Origin of the sequence: Mycetocola sp. 2940, from assembly GCF_040548835.1 — a bacterium.
Classification (GTDB): domain Bacteria; phylum Actinomycetota; class Actinomycetes; order Actinomycetales; family Microbacteriaceae; genus Mycetocola_A.
In genome coordinates, this window is sequence record NZ_JBEPSK010000025.1 from 1 (window position 1) to 19,927 (window position 19,927).

The following is a 19,927-nucleotide window of genomic DNA, read 5'->3' on the forward strand; positions in this document are numbered from 1 at the left end:
CGGTCACATTCCGAACCCGGAAGCTAAGACTCTTTGCGCCGATGGTACTGCAGGGGGGACCCTGTGGGAGAGTAGGACACCGCCGGACTTAACTTAGTAAAATGGCCACCCAGTACGGGTGGCCATTTTGCGTTTAACACCTGAAACACTTTTCAACATAATAGGGAGTAACCAGATGTCGGATTCTGCGAACGATCAGGACAAACGTCCGAATCGCAGCTCAAACGACCGCCAGGGGGGCGCACCGAAGCGCTCAGACGGTGGGGCCGGCAAAGGTTACTCCAAGGGCGGGTCCTCCGGGTCGCGTGATTCGGCCCCACGGGGCGACCGTCCCCGCTCAAGCGGGGGTCGTGAAGACCGGCCCAGAACCGGCGATCGTCCTTCCTACGGCGATAAGCCTCGCGGCGACCGACCTTCTTATGGTGACAAGCCCCGCTCCTCCAGCGCTGATCGTCCGCGTACCGGAGATCGACCTTCCTACGGCGACAAGCCGCGTGGAGATCGCCCGTCTTACGGTGACAAGCCACGTGGCGACCGCCCGTCTTACGGTGACAAGCCTCGTGGGGATCGCCCGTCGTACGATGACAAGCCCCGCACTGGCGGGGACCGTCCTTCTTATGGTGACAAGCCTCGTGGGGATCGTCCTTCGTATGGTGACAAGCCTCGTACCGGCGGCGACCGTTCCTACGGCGACAAGCCTCGTGGCGATCGACCGTCGTACGGTGACAAGCCTCGTGGCGACCGGCCGTCCTACGGCGACAAACCGCGCAGCGGCGGTGACCGTCCTTCCTACGGCGACAAGCCTCGTGGCGATCGTCCGTCGTACGGCGACAAGCCTCGTGGGGATCGTCCTTCGTATGGTGACAAGCCTCGTACCGGCGGCGACCGTTCCTACGGCGACAAGCCTCGCGGGGACCGTCCCTCTTACGGCGACAAGCCCCGCACTGGCGGGGACCGTCCGCGATCGGACCGTCCCCCCACCGATGCGCCGCGCGGCGACCGTTCCCATTCCGATCGGCCCCGTTCCGATCGGCCCAGCCGCGACGGCGATAAGCTGTGGACCCGCGGCGGAGCTCCCGCCCGCGGAGACCGCGACGCATTCCGTCAGGAAGAAGAAGTCACCGAGGAACAGCGGATGCAGCGCGAACTGCGCATGGTTCGCGCGCAGCACGATGACCCCGACATTCCTGTATCGGTGACGTCGAACGACCTCGACCGGGTCTCCCGCAACGAACTCAAGACGCTGACCACCGACAACGCCGAGCGGGTGGCTCGCCACCTGGCCATGGCCGCCATGCTCATCGATGAGGACCCGGAACTCGCACACCAGCACGCGCTGTCGGCTGCCCGTCGCGCCGGCCGGATCGGCGTCGTCCGTGAGACGCTGGCCATCACCGCCTACGAGACAGGGGACTTTGCCCTGGCTCTGCGCGAACTACGTACCCATCGGCGCATCACCGGCTCAAACGACCAGCTGCCGTTGATGGTCGACAGCGAACGCGGCGTCGGCCGGCCCGAAAAGGCACTCGAGTTGGGCCGCACAGTCGACCGCGCGACGCTGTCTCCAGCCGTCCGGGTCGCGCTGTCCATCGCGATGTCCGGTGCGCGGCTCGACCTCGGCCAGCCCGAACTTGCCCTCGCCGAACTTCAGGTGCCTGAGCTCGACCCCCGTCGCGCCTTCGAATGGAGCCCCGAACTCTTCGCCGCCCAGGCCGAGGTGCTCGAGGAGCTCAATCGTGCTGACGAGGCGTCGGTCTGGCGCCACCGTGCGGAGGTCGCCGCGGCTGCCCTCGCCGAACGTTCCGGTGAAAGTGAAGCCGAAACGATCGAGGTCTTCGAGATCCTCGAAATCGATGATGAGATCGATGACGAAGCGACGGATGCCGCGGACGACACGGACGACGACGAGACCAACGACGAGGAAGCAGAAGAGGATTTCGTCCTCGACGACGAGACCGACGCAGAAGACGTCGACGACGCGACCGTCTTGGACGAGGCGCCTGAAGACGACATCACCACCGACGAGGAAACGCTTGATGACACCAATGCTGGGCAGGAAAAGTAAGTCAGCGACGCCGCTCGACGGCGTCGACGTTCTGCTCGCCGACCTGGACGGTGTCGTCTACACAGGACCCGGAGCGATCCCGCACGCGATCGAGAGCCTCAATCGCGCTGCCGAGAGCATCAAGGTGGGGTACATCACCAACAATGCGTCGCGCACCGACGCATCCGTTGCCGCTCACCTGACCGAGCTCGGACTTACGGTCGCTCCCGAGGAGGTTGTGACGAGCCCGCAGGCAGCAGTCCGCCTGCTGGCGAACCACGTTCCGGCCGGTTCGACGGTGCTCGTCGTCGGCGGCGACGGCCTCGTCGACGAACTGGTGAAGGCGGGCTACACCGTCACCCGGTCGGCAGAGGACAGTCCGGCCGCGGTGCTGCAGGGTTTTGCTCCGGAGGTCAGCTGGACGCACCTCGCCGAGGCGGCCTACGCGCTGCACCCTCGTGAAGACGGTGTGGAGATCCCCTGGATCGCGACCAACACCGACTGGACCATCCCACAGGCCCGGGGCATCGCACCCGGAAACGGCACCCTTGTCTCGGCCGTGCACACCGCCGTCGGACGCCTGGCCACAGTGGCCGGCAAGCCGGAAACACCCATCTTCGAAGAGGCGACCGCCCGGTTCAGCGCACGCAAGCCGCTGTTCATCGGCGACCGGCTCGACACCGACATCATGGGCGCAAACCGGGCCGGCATCGACTCCATCCTGGTGCTCACCGGCGTCGACAAGGCCAAGCATGTGCTCGCCGCCGACAAGTTCTCGCGCCCGACGTTCATCCTCGACGACCTCCGCCAACTGCACGAGGCGTACCCGGTGACCCGGATGTCACGCGGCGACAGCGAGGCAACCGTCGGCAAGTCGGTGGTGCGGATCGAAGGCAACGATGTGGTCATCGTCCGCGACGGCGACACAGCCGTCGACCTGCTCCGCGCCGCGTGTGCGGCGATCTGGGCATCCGGCCGGGCGATTTACGGCTTCAACGTGCCCGAGCGGCTATATTCCTGATCGCGCAGGTAACCTAGGAACGTGAGCGAAGAGATGCATGAACCGGGTGATGCGCTTGTGTCGCAACTGCGTCTGGTCGAAGACCAGCCGCTCGACGAACGCGCCCGGGCCTACGTTCAGCTGCATGAAGAACTTCGCGCGAGACTCGAAGGTGGCGACGCGGCATCGTCGCGGTCGTGAGCGTGGAGCCCGTGCCGGGCGCTGATCAGCGCCTCGACGCCGCCCTCGTTTCGCGTGGGCTGGCGCGTTCGCGCACGCTTGCCGCACGCGTGATCGCCGACGGTCTCGTGACCGTCGACGGGCGCGCGGTCGTCAAGCCCGCAACGAAGGTGCGCGACGGGCAGGACATCGTCGTCGCCGGCGCCGACCATTACGTCAGCCGGGGCGCCCACAAGCTGATCGCCGCCCTGGACTCGTTTCTGATCGATCCGTCCGGGCGAGTGGCCCTCGACGCCGGTGCATCGACCGGGGGATTCACCCAGGTCCTCCTTGAGCGCGGCGCGCGCACGGTGATTGCGCTCGATGTCGGGCATGGCCAGATGTCTCCCGAGATCTCAGGGGATGCCCGCGTCGCGGTCGTCGAAGGATTCAACGTTCGCGACCTCACCCCAGAGAGCCTCGCCGGGGCATCCGGTGTTCCCGATTCGCCAGACCTCGTCGTCGGCGATCTCTCCTTCATCTCGCTCACCCATGTGCTCGAGCCGCTTCGCCGCTCCGTGCAGCCCGGCAGCGATTTCGTTCTGCTCATCAAACCGCAGTTCGAAGTGGGTCGTGCCGGGATTCGCGAGGGGATCGTGCGCAATGCCGCCCTGCGCGCCGACGCCATCGCTACAGTGCTCTGGCATGCCTGGGATCTGGGGCTCGGTACGGCCGGGCTGATCCCCTCGCCGATCGTCGGCGCCCATGGAAACCATGAATACGTTGTGTGGTTGCGCGACGCGGGCGACGCGCCCGGCAGTGTCGCCGCCAATCCGACAGAATGGCTGGATCGAATCACCGAGATGGCTGGAGCGTGACCGCGATGAGTTCAGACGCTCGCCACATTCTCGTGGTGTCGCATACCGGCCGTTCCGATTCGCTCGAAGCCGCCGTGCAGGTTGTCGCGCAACTCCTCGAGGCCGGCGCCGTGCCGGTGCTCCAGCGCGACGAACGCGAGGAGATCTGCGCGGCCGGTCATGCTCCCGAGCACCTCGCCATCCTCCACGAAGACGTGAGCCCGGCTGACCTCGAGCTGGTCATCGTCCTCGGCGGCGACGGGACCATCCTTCGCGCCGCCGAGATCGTGCGCGGTTTCTCCGCGCCGATCCTCGGCGTGAACCTCGGCCACGTCGGGTTCCTCGCCGAGAGTGAACGCGACGACCTTGCCGAGGCGGTCCACCGTGTCATCGCACGGGACTACCTGGTCGAAGAACGCATGACGCTTTCGGTGCGGGTCAAGCGCGGCACTGAAGTGGTTTATCAGACCTGGGCGCTCAACGAAGCCACCGTCGAAAAAGCAAGTCGCGAACGGATGCTCGAAGTGGTCATCGAGGTCGACGGCCGACCCCTGTCGAGCTTCGGTTGCGACGGGGTAGTGGTGTCGACGCCCACAGGATCCACCGCGTACTCCTTCTCAGCCGGCGGCCCGGTGATCTGGCCGAGCGTCGAAGCGATCACCCTGGTGCCGCTCAGCGCACACGCTCTGTTCGCTCGCCCGATCGTCGTCGGGCCTGACTCGTCACTGGCCGTCGAGGTGCTCAAGCGCACCGATGCCCTCGGCGTGCTTTGGTGCGACGGCCGCCGTACCCACGACCTGGAGCCGGGTGCTCGCGTCGTCGTCCGGCGATCCTCGTTGCCGGTGAGGCTCGCGCGCCTGCACGACAGCCCGTTCACTGACCGGCTGGTGAAGAAGTTCCACCTGCCCGTCACCGGGTGGAGGGGGCCCACTGCCCGTGATTGAGGAGATCGGCATCCGTGACCTCGGGGTCATCGCCGAAGCCACCCTTCCGCTCGGCGCGGGGTTCACCGCCATCACCGGTGAGACCGGCGCAGGCAAGACCATGGTCGTCACCGCGCTCGGGTTGCTGCTCGGCGGCCGCGCCGACTCGGGCGTCATCCGCCAGGGCAACGACTCGACCAGTGTCGACGGGCGCTGGATCGTGCCTGCCGACGGTGACGTCGCCGAGCGGGTCCGTGAGGCCGGGGGAGACGTCGACCCGTTCGGCGACGACGCCGAACTGACCCTCGGCCGTTCGGTCCTCGCCTCCGGGCGGAGCCGCGCCCAGGTCGGCGGGCGCAGCGCCCCCGTCGGCGTGCTGGCCGAACTCGGTGAACGACTCGTCGTCGTTCACGGCCAGTCTGAACAGGTCCGTCTCCGGTCGCAGACAGCTCAGCGTGATGCCCTCGACCGGTTCGCGGGCGATGAGCTCGCTGCCCTGCTCGCCGACTACCGCACCGCGTTCGCCCGCTACCTCGCGAACGCCGAAGAGCGCGACACCCTCATCGCTGAACGAGACCGGCGCGCCGCCGAGGCGGACGAGCTCCGCCTGAGCATCGCCGAGATCGACGCCGTCGCCCCCCAGCCCGGCGAAGACGACGATCTCGCCGCACGCGCTGAGCGGCTGACCAACCTCGAAGACCTCCGCATCGCGGCGAGCTTCTCCCGCGAAGCGCTCTCGGCCGAGGAATCGGACGGCCCGGATGTCGTCACCCTGCTGGATGCCGCCCGCCGGCAGCTCGAACGCGTCGCCTCCCACGACGCCGAACTCGGCACGCTGGGGGAGCAGCTCACCAGCACCAGCTACGCCGTCTCAGAAATCGCGCTCGAACTCTCTCGCTACCTCGCCGGACTCGACACCGACGGCGCCCGCGAACTCGAGGTGCTGCAGGACCGCCGCGCGGAGCTCGGCATTCTCATGCGCAAGTACGGCCCCGGCATTAACGAGGTACTCGCCGCCCACGAAACCGGAAACGCGCGCCTTCTCGAACTCGACGGCGACTCGGACCGGATCGACGAGCTCACCAGCATCGTCGAAACGGATGCCGCCCTCGTCGACGATCTCGCCACGCGCATCTCCGAAACCCGCCGGGCAGCCGCTGACCGGCTCGGCGAGGCCGTCTCCGGTGAGCTCACCGCCCTCGCCATGGCCGACGCCACCGTGATCATCGACGTCACCGACCTGGCCGAACTCGGCCAGCACGGCCGCGACGCAGTGGTGTTCCTGTTGCAGCCACACGCCGGCGCCGAACCGCGGCCGATCTCCAAGGGGGCATCGGGTGGAGAGCTGTCGCGTGTCATGCTCGCCATCGAGGTCGTCATCGCCGGGCGCGACCCGGTACCCACCTTCGTCTTCGACGAGGTCGACGCCGGCGTCGGCGGTTCCGCGGCGATCGAGATCGGCCGCCGACTGGCCCGGCTGGCCGAGACCGCGCAGGTCATCGTCGTCACCCACCTCGCCCAGGTAGCCGCATTCGCCACCAACCATCTCGCGGTCGTGAAGTCCAGTGACGGCACCGTCACGGCATCCAGCGTGCGCCAATTGACCGGCGCCGACCGTGTCGCCGAGATGGCCCGACTTCTCTCCGGTCTCGCTGACAGCGACTCCGGGCTTGCCCACGCCGAGGAGCTGCTTTCGCTCGCACGGTCAGACCGCTCTTCTCAGGTGATAGGATAAAAGCCCGTGGTGAACATTACAGACGCGGACATTTCGAACGGCACGACCAAACACATTTTTGTGACCGGTGGTGTCGTTTCTTCTTTGGGCAAGGGACTCACGGCGGCCAGCCTGGGTAACCTCCTCACGGCCCGGGGACTGCGTGTTGTTATGCAGAAACTGGACCCCTACCTCAACGTCGATCCTGGGACGATGAACCCGTTCCAGCACGGCGAAGTCTTCGTCACCGACGACGGCACCGAGACCGACCTCGACATCGGTCACTACGAGCGGTTCCTCGACATCAACCTGAGCCAGGCGGCGAACGTCACCACCGGCCAGATCTACTCGACGGTCATCGCGAAGGAACGTCGCGGCGAGTACCTCGGCGACACCGTGCAGGTCATCCCGCACATCACTGACGAGATCAAGCGCCGCATGCGGCTGCAGGCTACGAACGACCCGAAACCCGACGTGATCATCACCGAGGTCGGAGGAACGGTCGGTGACATCGAGTCGCAGCCGTTCCTCGAGGCAGCCCGTCAGGTGCGTCACGAACTCGGCCGCAAGAACGTCTTCTTCGTGCACGTCTCACTCGTGCCGTACATGGGCGCCTCCGGAGAGCAGAAGACCAAGCCGACGCAGCACTCCGTTGCCGCCCTCCGCGCGATCGGTATCCAGCCGGATGCCCTCGTGCTGCGCAGCGACCGGCCCGTCTCCGACTCGAACAAGCGCAAGATCGCGCTCATGTGTGACGTCGACGAGGCGGCGGTTGTGAACTGTGTCGACGTGCCCAGCATCTACGACATCCCGACGGTCCTCCACGACCAGGGTCTCGACGCCTACATCATCGACCTGCTCGGCCTCGAAGCTGACGACGTCGACTGGGCTGCCTGGTCACCGGTGCTCAAAGCCGTTCACGAACCCAAGCACGAACTCACCATCGGGCTCGTCGGCAAGTACATCGACCTGCCGGATGCTTACCTCTCCGTCACTGAGGCGCTGCGTGCCGGCGGATTCGCTCACGAGTCGAAGGTCAAGCTGCAGTGGATCCCGTCGGACGCATGCGAGACGCCTGAGGGCGCCGCCCGCGCGCTCGGCGAACTGGACGGAATCTGCGTTCCCGGTGGTTTCGGCATCCGGGGGATCGAAGGCAAGCTCGGTGCGCTCACGTTTGCGCGTGACAACAAGATTCCCACGCTCGGTCTGTGCCTCGGCTTGCAGTGCATGGTGATCGAGTACGCACGAAACGAAGCCGGACTCGACGGCGCGAGCTCGAGCGAGTTCGACCCCGACACCGAGTTTCCGGTGATCGCCACAATGGCCGAGCAGGTCGAGATCATCGCCGGAGGAGACCTGGGCGGAACGATGCGCCTGGGCCTGTACCCGGCGAAACTGGCCGAGGGATCGATCACCGCTGAACTGTATGGTTCGACCGAGATCTCAGAACGCCACCGCCACCGCTACGAGGTGAACAACCGGTACCGCGACCAGATCGCTGAAGCGGGCCTCGTCTTCTCGGGCACCAGCCCGGACGGACAGCTCGTCGAATTCGTCGAACTCGACCGGGCCGAGCACCCCTTCTACGTCGGAACCCAGGCTCACCCCGAACTGCGGTCGCGGCCGAACAATGCGCACCCCCTGTTCCGCGGCCTCATCGGCGCGGCGCTGGAGCGCAAGCAGGCGAGCCTGCTGTTCGACGTGAACAATGACTGACGCCACAATGACTGAGGCTGCCCTCGAAGACACCTTCGCCGACGTCGAGATCCGCTCCAGCGAGCTGGCTTTCGACGGCATGGTGTGGGGCGTGCGCCGTGATGTCTTCGCCTACAACGGCGAAGACATCACGCGTGAATATCTCGACCACACCGGGGCGGTCGCCGTATTCGCGATCGACGACGATGACCGGGTGCTGCTGATCAAGCAGTACCGGCATCCGGTGGGGATGCGCGAATGGGAGATCCCCGCCGGGCTCCTCGACGTCGTCGACGAAGACCCCCTCGTCGCGGCGAAGCGCGAACTCGCCGAGGAGGCCGACATCCAGGCCACCGACTGGGCCGTGCTCTCGGAGTTCTACACGAGCCCCGGCGGCAGCGACGAGGCGATCCGGATCTACCTGGCTCGCGGGATCTCTTCTGCACATGAGGTGTTCGATCGCACCCACGAAGAGGCCGACATGGAGCTTCGCTGGGTGCCGCTCGACGATCTCGTCGACGCCGTGCTTGCCCGCAAGCTGCAGAACCCCAGTCTCGTCATCGCCACCCTCGCCGCATCGGTCGGCCGCCAGCGCGATTGGCGGACGCTTGCGCCGGCGGACATTCCGTGGCCGCGGCATCCGAAGCTCAGGTCTTCGTAGGCGACATGCCGCTCGCGCGCGACCTTGATCTGTACCTGCGGCATGTGTCGATCGAGCGCGGCCTTGCCGCGAACACGGTGGCGGCGTACCGGCGCGATCTCAGCGGATATGTCGAATGGCTCGGCGCGCGAGACGTCGCCGAGGTCGCCGACGTCTCGCAGCAGCAGGTGTCCGAGTATGTGCGCGAACTCGGGACCCGCGAAACGCCGCTGACCGCGTCGTCGCTCGCCCGGGTGCTGTCGTCGGTGCGCGGCTGGCATCGTTTTCTGCTGGAGGAGGGTCGGCTCGAGACCGACGTGGCCCGCGAAGTGAAGCCGCCGAAACTGCCGAGCCGCTTGCCCAAGGCGTTGAGCGTCGACCAGGTGACGGCGCTGCTGGATGCCGTCTCCGGTGACGACGTGCAGGCGCTGCGCGACCGGGCGCTGCTCGAGCTTCTGTATGCGACCGGGGCCCGGGTAAGCGAGGCGGTGTCGCTCAATGTCGACGACGTCTTCGACGAGGACATCGTTCGCCTCCGCGGCAAAGGCAACAAGGAACGGATCGTGCCACTCGGCAGGTTCGCCCGCGATGCCCTTGACGCGTATCTCGTGCGTGCCCGCCCGGTGTTCTCGGTACGGGGAGTCGCGACGCCTGCGCTGTTCGTCGGCATCCGTGGCCAGCGGGTGTCTCGGCAGAACGCATGGCTGATCATCCGTGCTGCGGCTGAGAAAGCAGACCTCGTCTCGCATGTGTCGCCGCATACGCTGCGGCACTCGTTCGCCACCCACCTGCTGCAGGGTGGCGCCGACGTGCGTGTGGTTCAGGAACTGCTGGGCCACTCCTCGGTCGCGACGACCCAGATTTACACGATGGTGACCGCAGACACTCTCCGCGATATGTACACGACGGCGCACCCGCGGGCCCGGTAGCTCCTCTCGCGCCCCTGCTACGCACAACTCCGCCAGCCCGGCGGCAGCCCGCTCAGCCCGGCCGGGATGGCGGCGGGGCGGGTGCGGGGACGACGGGATGGGCCGCGGATCGGCGGAGTTGCGCGCGGCCCTGCAAACGGTGGATTGGCGGCCCTGCAAGCGGTGGATTACGCGCGCTGCCAGGGAGAGATGGCGCGTTCCCCTGCGCATAACTCCACCAATCCGGTGGGTGCCACCGCGGAGTTCGGCCAAACGACCGTGCATGAGGACGGGACTCGGTGGACCCGACCGCAGATTGGCGGAGTTGTGCGCGGTCGGCCGGCGGCAAGTCGCGCGCGGATGTTACTCGGTCGGCGGACCCGGCCGAGCACCCATCCGAGCACCCATCTGAGTACCCATCTGAGCAGCCGTCCGTGCAGCCGTCCGAGCAGCCGTCGGAGCAGCCGTCCGAGCAGCCGTCCGAGCAGCCATCCGTGTCGGCGGCGAGTGGCCGCTCAGCGACACAGCACGGGCGCGTGCCCCCGCAGCTGCGCATAATTCCGCCGAACCGGTGGGGCACACCAAGGTCCCCGACCGCTGGGACAGCAAGCTCGGTGTGCACTTGGACCGTCAACCGCAGATTGGCGGAGTTATGCGCGAGCACGGTTGGTGACGGGGCCGGTGGGTGTAACGCAAATCGGCGCCGGGGGAGCATGGGGGATTCTGGCCGTCCCGAGTGCCACTACAGAGTCGTGAAAGCACACCGAGCCCACCTGTGGATAACCCTCCCGCCCAGCCGAGGACTGTTCTAGCCTGTCGGCATGGTCAGGAACCGGTCGAGGACGTTCTCACGGATGCTGCGCGGCAGCACCACCGGAATCCTTGCTTGCCTGCTCGGTACTGCGGCACTCACCGGCTGCACTCCGACCACTGCACCGACACCGAGTCCCACTTCGACAGCGATCTTCGCGTCGGAGGATGAAGCGCTTGCCGCAGCGACGGATGCGTATCAGCAGTACACTGCCGCCTTCGATCTCGAATCAGCCAAAGGCGGTGGTTCGTACGATGTTTTGGCCTCCCTAGTGACGCCTGAGTACCTCCAGAAACTGAGAGAACCCGGGTTGCTCGAGACCAACCAATGGCACACGGACGGTTCAACCACTTTTGACACAGTCTCCGTGGTCAAACAATCGGAGGCCGACCAATCGGCGCTCGTTCGCGTTCGACTCTGTCGCGACGTCTCAGGGGTCAAGATTTTGGACTCACAAGGAGCAGATGTAACGCCCTCAACACGGCTGGAGCGGTTCCCTGTGGAAGTGGAACTAGTGTCATCGGCTCCCCGCGCAGGAACACTGGTGATATCGGATAGCGGATCATGGACTGGCGAAGACTTCTGTTGACGGCAGTTGCTGTGGTGGTGCTGGCTGTCGCTGGGGTCCCGGGAACAGCACATGCAGCCGTTTGTTCTACTGCGGACGCAGCACGCGGACTATGCGTAGCGGGTGGCCTCGACGGCGGCGAAGCTGTGATCCGCGGCGACGGGCGAATCGACGGCGGCAACAACGGCGGCAACGGCGGGAACGGCGGCAACGGTGGGAACGGCGGCAATAACGGCGGTGGCGGCAACAACGACGGCGGCAACCGCCCTCCGAACCCCTACGAACAGGACAGGATCGACGCCGAGAACAGGGGAGGGGTCGACGGGCCCGGTTCGCCCGGAGGGGCTGTGCCGCCGCCCGTGGACGTCGATGTGTGCAACGTCGGCGCCGCCTGCCTTGTCGACGACATCACCGTGAGTGACCTGGCCAGCTTCCGGCCGCTTGCACCGACACTCGCCATGGAACCTGATGGGTGGATGCTCATCGGCTTGCCGGCGAACTTCATGGTCCAGACCGAAACGCACGTCGTCTCCGGCACCCTCCTCGACTACCCGCTCGATGTGCGATTCACCCCGTCCAGTTACTCATGGTCGTGGGGTGACGGGTCGACATCCCTCTCGACCGTGCCCGGAGCATCCTGGGCGGCGCTCGGCCTACCCGAATTCTCACCTACGCCCACCAGCCACATCTTCGAAACGCGAGGCGTCTACCAAATCTCGGTGACCGTCTCGTACGCGGTCGCGTTCAGCATCGACTCCCTGCCGTGGCGGAGCATCAGCGGCACCCTGCCCGGCCCCGCGACGATACTCGGAGCGGTGGCCGGAGACGCGAAAACAGTGCTGGTCGAACGCGCGTGCACCGAAGACCCGCACGGCCCGGGTTGCTAGCGCGGATTCGTCTGCTCAGCGTGGGCGCACAGCATCCGGGATGCGCCCCAGTAGAATCAAGAGCTAAGCACGGCGAGGGACGCGACGGGAGTGAGGACGAAACTGGTGGCCACAAAAAATGAAGAACTCTTCTCGGTAGAGGCACCCCTCGTAAAGAAGGGGCCGACAGGTCGAACCCTCAGTGAGTTCGCCGAACCCGCTCCCCTGAAGAGTCACGGCCCCGCACGCATCATCTCCCTCTGCAACCAGAAGGGCGGCGTCGGCAAGACGACGACCACGATCAGCCTCGGTGCGGCTCTCGCCGACTACGGCCGTCGCGTGCTCTGCATCGACTTCGACCCGCAGGGCGCCCTCTCGGCCGGCCTCGGCGTCAACACGCACGACGCGCTGACGATCTACGACCTGCTGCTGTCGAACAAGCACCAGCCGACGGATGCCATCCAGCACACGTCCGTCGAGGGTCTCGACATCATCCCCGCCAACATCGACCTCTCTGCAGCCGAGGTGCACCTCGTCAACGAGGTCGCCCGTGAGCAGATTCTCGCGCGCGTGCTGCGCAAGGTCGGAGGCGATTACGATGTCATCCTCATCGACTGCCAGCCGTCGCTCGGCCTCCTCACCGTCAACGCCCTCACCGCCAGCCACGGCGTGCTCATCCCGCTCGAGTGCGAATTCTTCGCCCTCCGCGGTGTCGCCCTGCTGATCGAAACGATCGAGAAGGTCAAGGACCGGCTGAACCCGGCGATCGAGCTCGACGGCATCCTCGCCACAATGTTCGACTCGCGCACCCTGCACTCCCGTGAGGTGCTGGAACGGGTCGTCGACGCGTTCGGCGATGACGTGCTCCAAACCGTCATCGGTCGTACAGTGAAGTTCCCGGATGCCAGCGTCGCCGGCAGCCCGATCACCGAGTTCGCTCCCGAGCATGCGTCGGCCAAGGCCTACCGCCAGCTCGCACGGGAGCTGGTAGCCCGTGGCGCTGTCGCCTGATGCGCACGCCGTAAACGGCTCGATCACACCGCCGGCAGGCTCGGCGCCCGGCGCCCAGCCGGCCGGATTCCAGGTCGCTCTCTCGAACTTCGAGGGCCCGTTCGACCTGCTGCTCTCTCTGATCGGCAAACACGAACTCGACATCACCGAGATCTCACTCTCGAAGGTGACGAACGAGTTCATCGCCTACCTCTCCGGCGTGGACTCCGCCCTCGAACTCGACCAGGCCAGCGAGTTCCTCGTCGTTGCCGCGACCCTGCTCGACCTCAAGGTTGCCGGCCTGCTGCCCCAGGGTGAGCTCGTCGACGCCGAGGACGTCGCGCTGCTCGAGGCGCGTGACCTGCTCTTCGCCCGGCTTCTGCAGTACCGCGCGTTCAAGGAGGCATCCGGCTGGTTCGCCGCCCACCTCGACGCCGAGGCGAGCAGGCATCCCCGGTCGGTGCGGCTCGAGGAGAAGTTCCGCGCCCGAACGCCCGAACTGGTCTGGACGCTCACCCTCGACGACTTCGCCGCCCTCGCGACCATGGCGCTCACCCCGCGTGAGATCCCGATGGTCGGCCTCGACCACCTGCACGCGCCGCTGGTCAGCATCCGCGAGCAGGCCGCGCACGTCGTCGCGATGCTCCGCTCGGGCGAATCCCTGACGTTCCGGCAGCTCATCGCCGGCGCCGACCAGAAGGGCGTCATCGTGGCCCGGTTCCTCGCGGTGCTCGAACTGTACCGGCACGCGGCTCTCAGCTTCGAACAACTCGAACCCCTGGGCGAGCTCACGTTACGCTGGAGCGCCGAGAACTGGTCAGAGGACAACCTCGCCAATCTGGGAGCAGACTATGACAATTGACATCAACGCCCTCCCCGAAACGGATGCCGCGCCGCGCGAGACGAGGGACGAGACCCCGTCGCCACCGGTCGACCTCGAACGCGCGCTCGAAGCGATCCTGATGATCGCCGACGAGCCGCAGAGCCTCGTCGGCCTCGCCACCGCTGTTCGCCGCCCGGTCAAGGCTGTGCACGAAGCGATCAACCGCCTCGTCGCCGACTATGACGGCGTCGACGGGTCCATCCAGCGTGGCTTCGAACTGCGTGAGGTCGGCGGCGGCTGGCGCATCTTCGTCCGGGCCGCGTACGACGAGGTCGTGGCCGACTTCGTCACCGCCGAGAACCCCAGCCGTCTCTCGCAAGCAGCACTCGAAACGCTCGCTGTGATCGCCTACAAGCAGCCGATCACCCGCAGCTCCGTCGCCTCCATCCGCGCCGTGAACGTCGACTCCGTCGTGCGCACGCTCGCCGGACGCGGCCTCATCACCGAACTGTTCACCGACAGCGAGACCGGCGCCATCAATTACGGCACCACTCCGCTGATGTTGCAGCAGCTCGGCATCAACTCGCTCGACGAGCTCCCACCCATTTCACCCCTGCTCGCCGACGGCTCCGAAGGATTTGACAGTGACTTCCGATAAACCCGCGACTTCCGATAACGGGATCTCCGAAACACCCGCCCACGACCCATTCGCCCCCGAGGGCGTGCGCCTGCAGAAGGTGCTCGCCGCCGCCGGTGTCGCCTCCCGCCGGGTCTCCGAGCAGTACATCACCGAAGGCCGCGTGCGCGTCAACGGAGAAGTCGTGAGGGAGCTCGGTCGACGGATCGACCCCGAGACCGACCACGTCGAGGTCAACGGCACGGCCGTGCAGCTCGACACGACGAAGCGCTACGTCGTGCTCAACAAGCCGGTCGGCGTGGTCAGCACCATGAGCGACGAACGCGGCCGCCCCGACCTCACCCAGTACACCAAGGACTACGAGGAGCGCCTGTTCAACGTCGGCCGCCTCGACGCTGAGACGAGTGGTCTGCTCATTCTCACCAACGATGGCGACCTCGCCCATGTGCTCGCGCACCCGTCGTTCGGCGTGACGAAGACGTACATCGCCAAGGTGCGCGGCAAGGTGACGGCGCAGGGAATCCAGAAGCTGATCCACGGCGTCGAGCTCGACGACGGCGTCATCGCCGCAGACAAGGCGCGGCTGCTCGACACTCGCAGCACCGCCAACGGGGAAGACACGAGCATCGTCGAGATCACGCTGCACTCGGGCAAGAACCGCGTCGTGCGGCGGATGCTCGCAGCTGTCGGCCACCCGGTTCAGGAGCTCGTGCGGCGCCAGTTCGGCCCCGTGAACCTCGGCACGCTCCGCGCCGGCCACACCCGCGACCTCACTAAGGTGGAACTCGGCGAGCTGCTGACCATTTCGCGGCAAACGCAGTTGAACGACATCCAGGATGCCGACGACGACTCCGTCGAGTAGAAGAGAACCGTGAACGACACCACTGTGAACGGCGCCGTCGAGCGCCGCCCGAACGCCGCCCGGCTCTCGGGTCAGGTCCGCATCGTCGGCGCCGGACTGCTCGGCGCGAGCATCGGCCTCGCCCTCAAAGCGCAGGGCGTCGATGTGATCCTCGCCGACGCGTCGCCCGCCCAACTGCGCCTCGCCATCGACTACGGCGCCGGTCGGCCCGAGCGCGCGGACGACGCACCACGCATCGTGGTCGTCAGCGTGCCGCCGGATGTCACGGCATCCGTTCTCGAGGCCGAGCTGGCCCGTTTTCCCGACGCGGTCGTCACCGACGTGGCCAGTGTGAAACTCGAACCGTTCCGCACGCTCACCGAGCGCGGCGTCGACCTGACCCGGTACATCGGCTCGCACCCGCTCGCCGGCCGCGAACGCGGGGGAGCGATCTCGGCGCGCGCCGACCTCTTCCTCGGCCGCCCCTGGGTGATCTGCCGTGACGAGGAGACACCGCCCGACGCCCTCGCGCTGATCGAAGACCTCGCGCTCGACCTCGGCGCATCACCGATCGAGATGACTCCCGAGGAGCACGACCGCTCCGTCGGCATCGTCTCGCATGTGCCACAGCTCGTCGCGAGCCTGCTCGCCAAACAGCTCGTCAGCGCGCCGGACTCTGCCGTGCGTCTCACCGGCCAGGGGCTCCGCGACACCACCCGCATCGCCGCGAGTGCGCCCGAACTGTGGGTGCAGATCCTCGGCGCCAACGCCGGGCCCGTCGTCGAGGTGCTCGACGCGATCGCTGCCGACCTGGCGACCGTCACCGACGCGCTCCGCGACCCGAACGCTCCTGGCGCCCGTCGCGCGATCGCCGACACCATCGCCGCCGGCAACATCGGCGTCGCCCGGCTGCCGGGCAAACACGGTCAGGACCGTCGGTACGCCTCCGTCGTCGTCATGATCGACGACCGGCCGGGCCAGCTCGGTCTCCTCTTCTCCGAGCTCGGGGACATCGGGGTCAACATCGAAGACCTGCGGCTCGAGCACTCCCCGGGTGCCCAGATCGGTCTCGCCGAGATCGCCGTTCTTCCCGAAGTCCAGCAGCGCGCCATCGAAGACCTCGAGGCACGCGGCTGGCGGATTGCGAGCGTCTGAACGATGACAGAAACAGTGGTGGCCGTCGACGGCCCCGCCGGCAGCGGAAAATCCAGCGTGTCGAAGGCAGCGGCCAAACGGCTCGGTTTCGACTACCTCGACACCGGCGCCGCCTACCGGGCGCTGTCCTGGTATGTCCTCGATCGCAACATCGATTCAGCGGATGCCGCGGCGGTCGTCGCATCGCTCCCCGGCTTCGACTACACGATCGGAACCGACCCCCACGGGTACCACGTGCTGGTGGGGGAGACGGACGTGACCGACAGCATCCGCGAGCCCCGCGTCACCGCCGTGGTCAGCAATATCGCCCGCGTTCCGGAGGTGCGATCCCACGTCACCGGGATCTTCCGCGACATCATTCGGGAGTCTGCCGCGCCGGGGATCGTGGTCGAGGGCCGCGACATCACCACGGTCGTCGCACCGGATGCCACGACGCGCATTCTTCTTACGGCATCCGAAGAGGCTAGAATGTCTAGACGCTCTGCAGAACTTGCATCCGAATCGGCTTCGGAGGTTGCGAGTGCGTTGCAAAAGCGTGATCGCGCAGATTCGCGCGTCGTCGACTTCATGACTGCCGCACCTGGCGTCACCACCGTCGATTCCACCACTTTGAATTTTGACGAGACCGTCGACGCCGTGCTCGATGTGATCCGTACTTCGCAGAAAACCTAGAGCGACCCGCACACGAAGCGGCGCCGTTCGCAGAGAGAGACCGATTATGGCTGACGACTTTGAAGACACCGCTGAGCTGGACGACCAACTGGTCGAGCGGATGGAGACCCTCGACGAGGACCTCGCCCACCGCCGTGCCGAAGCACTCCGCGCCGGGCTCGCCGACTACGACCTCGGCGATGAGGACCTCGAGATCCTCGAGTCCATCACCGAAGACCCCGACGCGATCCGCTACCTTCCCGCGCTGCCGGTGCTCGCCATCGTCGGCCGCCCGAACGTCGGCAAGTCCGCGCTCGTGAACCGGATCCTCGGCCGGCGTGAAGCCGTCGTCGAGGACACCCCGGGGGTCACGCGCGACCGCGTCAAGTACAAGGCCGAGTGGAACGAACGCCAGTTCACCCTCGTCGACACCGGCGGCTGGGAGCCCGACGCCAAGGGCATCGACGCCTCCGTCGCCGCGCAGGCCGAAGTCGCCATCGACCTCTCCGACGCGGTTCTGTTCGTCGTCGACGCCAACGTCGGCGCCACGGCGACCGACGAGCAGGTCGTCCGGATGCTCCGCAAGATGGACAAGCCCGTCTTCCTCGTCGCCAACAAGGTCGACGATGTGCGCCAGGAGCCGAACGCGGCATCCCTCTGGTCGCTCGGACTCGGCGAGCCGTACCCGGTTTCCGCACTGCATGGCCGCGGTGTCGCCGACCTGCTCGACCTCATCATGACGAAGCTCCCGAAGGTTTCGGCTGTCGCAAAGGACGAAGTCGGCGGACCCCGCCGCGTCGCCATCCTCGGCCGCCCGAACGTCGGCAAGTCCAGCCTGCTCAACAAGGCAGCGGGTGAAGAACGCGTGGTCGTCAACGAACTCGCCGGAACCACCCGTGACCCGGTCGACGAGCAGGTCACGATCGCAGGCAAGGTGTGGCGTTTCGTCGACACCGCCGGCATCCGTCGTCGCGTTCACCTGCAGCAGGGAGCCGACTTCTACGCGACCCTCCGCACCAGCGCCGCTCTCGAGAAGGCCGAAGTCGCCGTCGTCATGCTCGACGTCTCCGAGCCGATCTCCGAGCAGGATGTCCGGATCATCGACCTCGTTCTCGAGTCGGGCCGCGCGCTCGTGCTCGCGTTCAACAAGTGGGACCTCCTCGACGACGAACGTCGCCGGTACCTCGAGCGTGAGATCGAGCAGGACCTCGCCCACGTCGCCTGGGCACCGCGCGTCAACATCTCCGCCCGCACCGGTCGGCACATGGAGAAGCTCGTCCCCGCCCTCGAGCTCGCGCTCGAGTCGTGGGACACCCGCCTCCCCACCGGCAAGTTCAACGCGTTCCTCGCCGAACTCACCGCCGAGCACCCGCACCCCGTGCGTGGTGGCAAGCAGCCGCGCATCCTGTTCGGCACGCAGGCCTCGAGCCGCCCGCCGACATTCGTGCTCTTCACCACGGGCTTCCTCGACCCGGGCTACCGCCGGTACATCCAGCGCCGCCTCCGTGAGGTCTACGGGTTCGAAGGCAGCCCCATCAACGTCAACATGCGTGTGCGTGAAAAGCGTAAGCGCACGTAACCACTCGTGTGCCGGCGCACGGCTCGTGAGAAGCTGAACACGTGACCTCCGAGTTCGTGCCGCCGCACCCAAGAAACCCGGGCGATGCCTGGGTGTTCGCCGACGACGGCTCCAAATACTGGGGCCGTTTCGGCGCTGCCGGCCTGCTCGCCGTCGACCCGATCCGCGGCGTGCTGCTTCAGCATCGCGCCTTGTGGAGCCACTTCGGCGGAACCTGGGGACTCCCCGGCGGAGCCCGGCACGAAGGCGAGAACGCTGTCGACGGTGCGATCCGCGAGGCCAGCGAAGAGGCGGCTGTGGACCCGGATGCCGTCCGGTCGCGTTTCAGTCACACACTCGACCTCGATGTCTGGTCGTACGTCACGGTCGTGGCCGACGTCATCGCACCGTTCGAGCCGCAGGTGGCTGACCCCGAGAGCCTCGAGATCCGCTGGGTTCCGATCGACGATGTCGGCGCGCTGCCGTTGCACCCGGGTTTCGGGCGGATGTGGCCTGTGCTTCAGCGTGACCTCGCCTTCCGGCCCGTCCTTCTCGTCGACATGGCCAACGTCGTAGGGTCTCGCCCGGACGGCTGGTGGAAGGATCGCCCGGGTGCAGCCGACCGGCTCGGTGCCCAGTTGTCGCGGTTCGCCACACTCGGCATCGCTGCCGATGCGCTGGACCTTCCGCAGTCGCACTGGTGGCCCGAGGTCGTCGCGGTGCTCGAAGGGCAGGCGAACGGCGCCGCCCTGGACGCGACCGACCGGCTTCGGGTGATCCGAGCCGAGACCGACGGAGACTCGAGGATCGTCGACGAGGTAACGCGTCTCGTTGCCGAGCCAGGAGCATCCGTCACCGTCGTCACGAGCGATCGGGAACTGCGGGCGCGCGTCGAGGCGCTCGGAGCGCAGACCCGCGGTGCGGGCTGGTTGCTCGACCTGCTCGGGTAGCACCGCCCCCGACACCCTCCTCGTTGATCGAGTAGGCCGCCCGCGGCCGTATCGAGCGGTGGGGGCGCTTTGCGCCGTTGTGGTGTGACGGAAACTCTCTTGTGGCTGGGTTCTGATGGGTTGGATGATGAGCCTGT

General features: G+C 66.8%; 19 protein-coding genes and 1 rRNA gene. 19 read left to right on the plus strand and 1 reads right to left on the minus strand.

The genetic code is table 11. The annotated features are described in order from the left end of the window. A 5S ribosomal RNA gene (gene rrf / locus ABIE24_RS17305) occupies nucleotides 1-88 on the plus strand; the annotation flags it as partial. Between the two features lie 249 nt (nucleotides 89-337). On the opposite strand, the gene ABIE24_RS17310 is transcribed toward rrf, so the two are convergent. After that, nucleotides 338-1,171: a hypothetical protein gene (locus tag ABIE24_RS17310; protein WP_354502117.1), complete on the minus strand. Its 834-nt coding sequence runs from the start codon at nucleotides 1,169-1,171 to the stop codon at nucleotides 338-340. On the opposite strand from ABIE24_RS17310, the gene ABIE24_RS17315 reads away from it, so the two are divergent. From ABIE24_RS17315 to ABIE24_RS17405, 18 genes are all read left to right on the plus strand, one after another. Further along, nucleotides 1,136-2,065, plus strand: coding sequence for a hypothetical protein (locus ABIE24_RS17315; RefSeq protein ID WP_354502119.1), 930 nt, complete (start codon nucleotides 1,136-1,138; stop codon nucleotides 2,063-2,065). The two genes, ABIE24_RS17310 and ABIE24_RS17315, sit on opposite strands and share 36 nt — an antisense overlap. Next, complete coding sequence (locus ABIE24_RS17320) at nucleotides 2,046-3,065, plus strand: HAD-IIA family hydrolase (protein ID WP_354502152.1); 1,020 nt, start codon at nucleotides 2,046-2,048, stop codon at nucleotides 3,063-3,065. Before ABIE24_RS17315 ends, ABIE24_RS17320 begins: the two co-directional genes overlap by 20 nt. A gap of 21 nt (nucleotides 3,066-3,086) precedes the next feature. Beyond that, nucleotides 3,087-3,245, plus strand: coding sequence for a hypothetical protein (locus ABIE24_RS17325; RefSeq protein ID WP_354502122.1), 159 nt, complete (start codon nucleotides 3,087-3,089; stop codon nucleotides 3,243-3,245). Continuing rightward, complete coding sequence (locus ABIE24_RS17330; protein WP_354502125.1) at nucleotides 3,242-4,081, plus strand: TlyA family RNA methyltransferase; 840 nt, start codon at nucleotides 3,242-3,244, stop codon at nucleotides 4,079-4,081. The genes ABIE24_RS17325 and ABIE24_RS17330 overlap by 4 nt, the downstream gene beginning before the upstream one ends. Nucleotides 4,082-4,086: 5 nt before the next feature. Next, a complete protein-coding gene (locus ABIE24_RS17335) occupies nucleotides 4,087-5,004 on the plus strand; it encodes an NAD kinase (protein WP_354502128.1) in 918 nt (305 codons plus the stop codon). After that, nucleotides 4,997-6,718 (plus strand): DNA repair protein RecN, encoded by a 1,722-nt coding sequence (gene recN / locus ABIE24_RS17340; protein ID WP_354502129.1) that lies wholly within the window; start codon nucleotides 4,997-4,999, stop codon nucleotides 6,716-6,718. The genes ABIE24_RS17335 and recN overlap by 8 nt, the downstream gene beginning before the upstream one ends. A gap of 30 nt (nucleotides 6,719-6,748) precedes the next feature. Next, nucleotides 6,749-8,413: a CTP synthase gene (pyrG, locus tag ABIE24_RS17345; protein ID WP_502916304.1), complete on the plus strand. Its 1,665-nt coding sequence runs from the start codon at nucleotides 6,749-6,751 to the stop codon at nucleotides 8,411-8,413. Next, nucleotides 8,406-9,053: an NUDIX domain-containing protein gene (locus ABIE24_RS17350; protein ID WP_354502132.1), complete on the plus strand. Its 648-nt coding sequence runs from the start codon at nucleotides 8,406-8,408 to the stop codon at nucleotides 9,051-9,053. Before pyrG ends, ABIE24_RS17350 begins: the two co-directional genes overlap by 8 nt. 5 nt (nucleotides 9,054-9,058) lie before the next feature. After that, nucleotides 9,059-9,961 (plus strand): site-specific tyrosine recombinase XerD, encoded by a 903-nt coding sequence (xerD, locus tag ABIE24_RS17355; RefSeq protein WP_354502158.1) that lies wholly within the window; start codon nucleotides 9,059-9,061, stop codon nucleotides 9,959-9,961. Nucleotides 9,962-11,465: 1,504 nt separating this feature from the next. Then, entirely contained in the window at nucleotides 11,466-12,206 is a 741-nt protein-coding gene (locus ABIE24_RS17365) for a hypothetical protein (RefSeq protein ID WP_354502138.1), read from the plus strand. Between the two features lie 105 nt (nucleotides 12,207-12,311). Beyond that, complete coding sequence (locus ABIE24_RS17370) at nucleotides 12,312-13,196, plus strand: ParA family protein (protein ID WP_354502140.1); 885 nt, start codon at nucleotides 12,312-12,314, stop codon at nucleotides 13,194-13,196. Continuing rightward, the gene (locus tag ABIE24_RS17375; protein ID WP_502916302.1) at nucleotides 13,180-14,037 is read left to right on the plus strand and encodes a segregation and condensation protein A; all 858 of its coding nucleotides are present in this window, start codon (nucleotides 13,180-13,182) and stop codon (nucleotides 14,035-14,037) included. Before ABIE24_RS17370 ends, ABIE24_RS17375 begins: the two co-directional genes overlap by 17 nt. Beyond that, on the plus strand, nucleotides 14,027-14,656 hold the full coding sequence (gene scpB / locus ABIE24_RS17380) for an SMC-Scp complex subunit ScpB (protein WP_354502143.1): 630 nt from the start codon (nucleotides 14,027-14,029) through the stop codon (nucleotides 14,654-14,656). Before ABIE24_RS17375 ends, scpB begins: the two co-directional genes overlap by 11 nt. Before the next feature lie 22 nt (nucleotides 14,657-14,678). After that, on the plus strand, nucleotides 14,679-15,497 hold the full coding sequence (locus tag ABIE24_RS17385; protein WP_354502164.1) for a pseudouridine synthase: 819 nt from the start codon (nucleotides 14,679-14,681) through the stop codon (nucleotides 15,495-15,497). Between the two features lie 9 nt (nucleotides 15,498-15,506). Further along, nucleotides 15,507-16,631, plus strand: a complete 1,125-nt coding sequence (locus ABIE24_RS17390) for a prephenate dehydrogenase (RefSeq protein ID WP_502916303.1) — start codon at nucleotides 15,507-15,509, stop codon at nucleotides 16,629-16,631. A 3-nt stretch (nucleotides 16,632-16,634) separates the two neighbouring features. Further along, nucleotides 16,635-17,303: a (d)CMP kinase gene (cmk, locus tag ABIE24_RS17395; protein WP_354502145.1), complete on the plus strand. Its 669-nt coding sequence runs from the start codon at nucleotides 16,635-16,637 to the stop codon at nucleotides 17,301-17,303. Between the two features lie 46 nt (nucleotides 17,304-17,349). Further along, nucleotides 17,350-18,861 carry a ribosome biogenesis GTPase Der gene (der, locus tag ABIE24_RS17400; RefSeq protein WP_354502148.1) on the plus strand — a complete coding sequence of 504 codons (1,512 nt, stop codon included), beginning with the start codon at nucleotides 17,350-17,352 and terminating at the stop codon, nucleotides 18,859-18,861. Nucleotides 18,862-18,902: 41 nt separating this feature from the next. Further along, nucleotides 18,903-19,790, plus strand: coding sequence for an NUDIX domain-containing protein (locus ABIE24_RS17405; RefSeq protein ID WP_354502150.1), 888 nt, complete (start codon nucleotides 18,903-18,905; stop codon nucleotides 19,788-19,790). Nucleotides 19,791-19,927 lie beyond the last annotated feature (137 nt).

What these genes read in the sequence shown, in the direction of transcription:
- cmk (WP_354502145.1), top strand. Translation starts at nt 16,635, where the DNA reads ATGACAGAAACAGTGGTGGCCGTCGACGGCCCCGCCGGCAGCGGAAAA.
- ABIE24_RS17315 (WP_354502119.1), top strand. Translation starts at nt 1,136, where the DNA reads ATGCAGCGCGAACTGCGCATGGTTCGCGCGCAGCACGATGACCCCGAC.
- scpB (WP_354502143.1), top strand. Translation starts at nt 14,027, where the DNA reads ATGACAATTGACATCAACGCCCTCCCCGAAACGGATGCCGCGCCGCGC.
- der (WP_354502148.1), top strand. Translation starts at nt 17,350, where the DNA reads ATGGCTGACGACTTTGAAGACACCGCTGAGCTGGACGACCAACTGGTC.
- xerD (WP_354502158.1), top strand. Translation starts at nt 9,059, where the DNA reads ATGCCGCTCGCGCGCGACCTTGATCTGTACCTGCGGCATGTGTCGATC.
- ABIE24_RS17320 (WP_354502152.1), top strand. Translation starts at nt 2,046, where the DNA reads ATGCTGGGCAGGAAAAGTAAGTCAGCGACGCCGCTCGACGGCGTCGAC.
- ABIE24_RS17335 (WP_354502128.1), top strand. Translation starts at nt 4,087, where the DNA reads ATGAGTTCAGACGCTCGCCACATTCTCGTGGTGTCGCATACCGGCCGT.
- ABIE24_RS17350 (WP_354502132.1), top strand. Translation starts at nt 8,406, where the DNA reads ATGACTGACGCCACAATGACTGAGGCTGCCCTCGAAGACACCTTCGCC.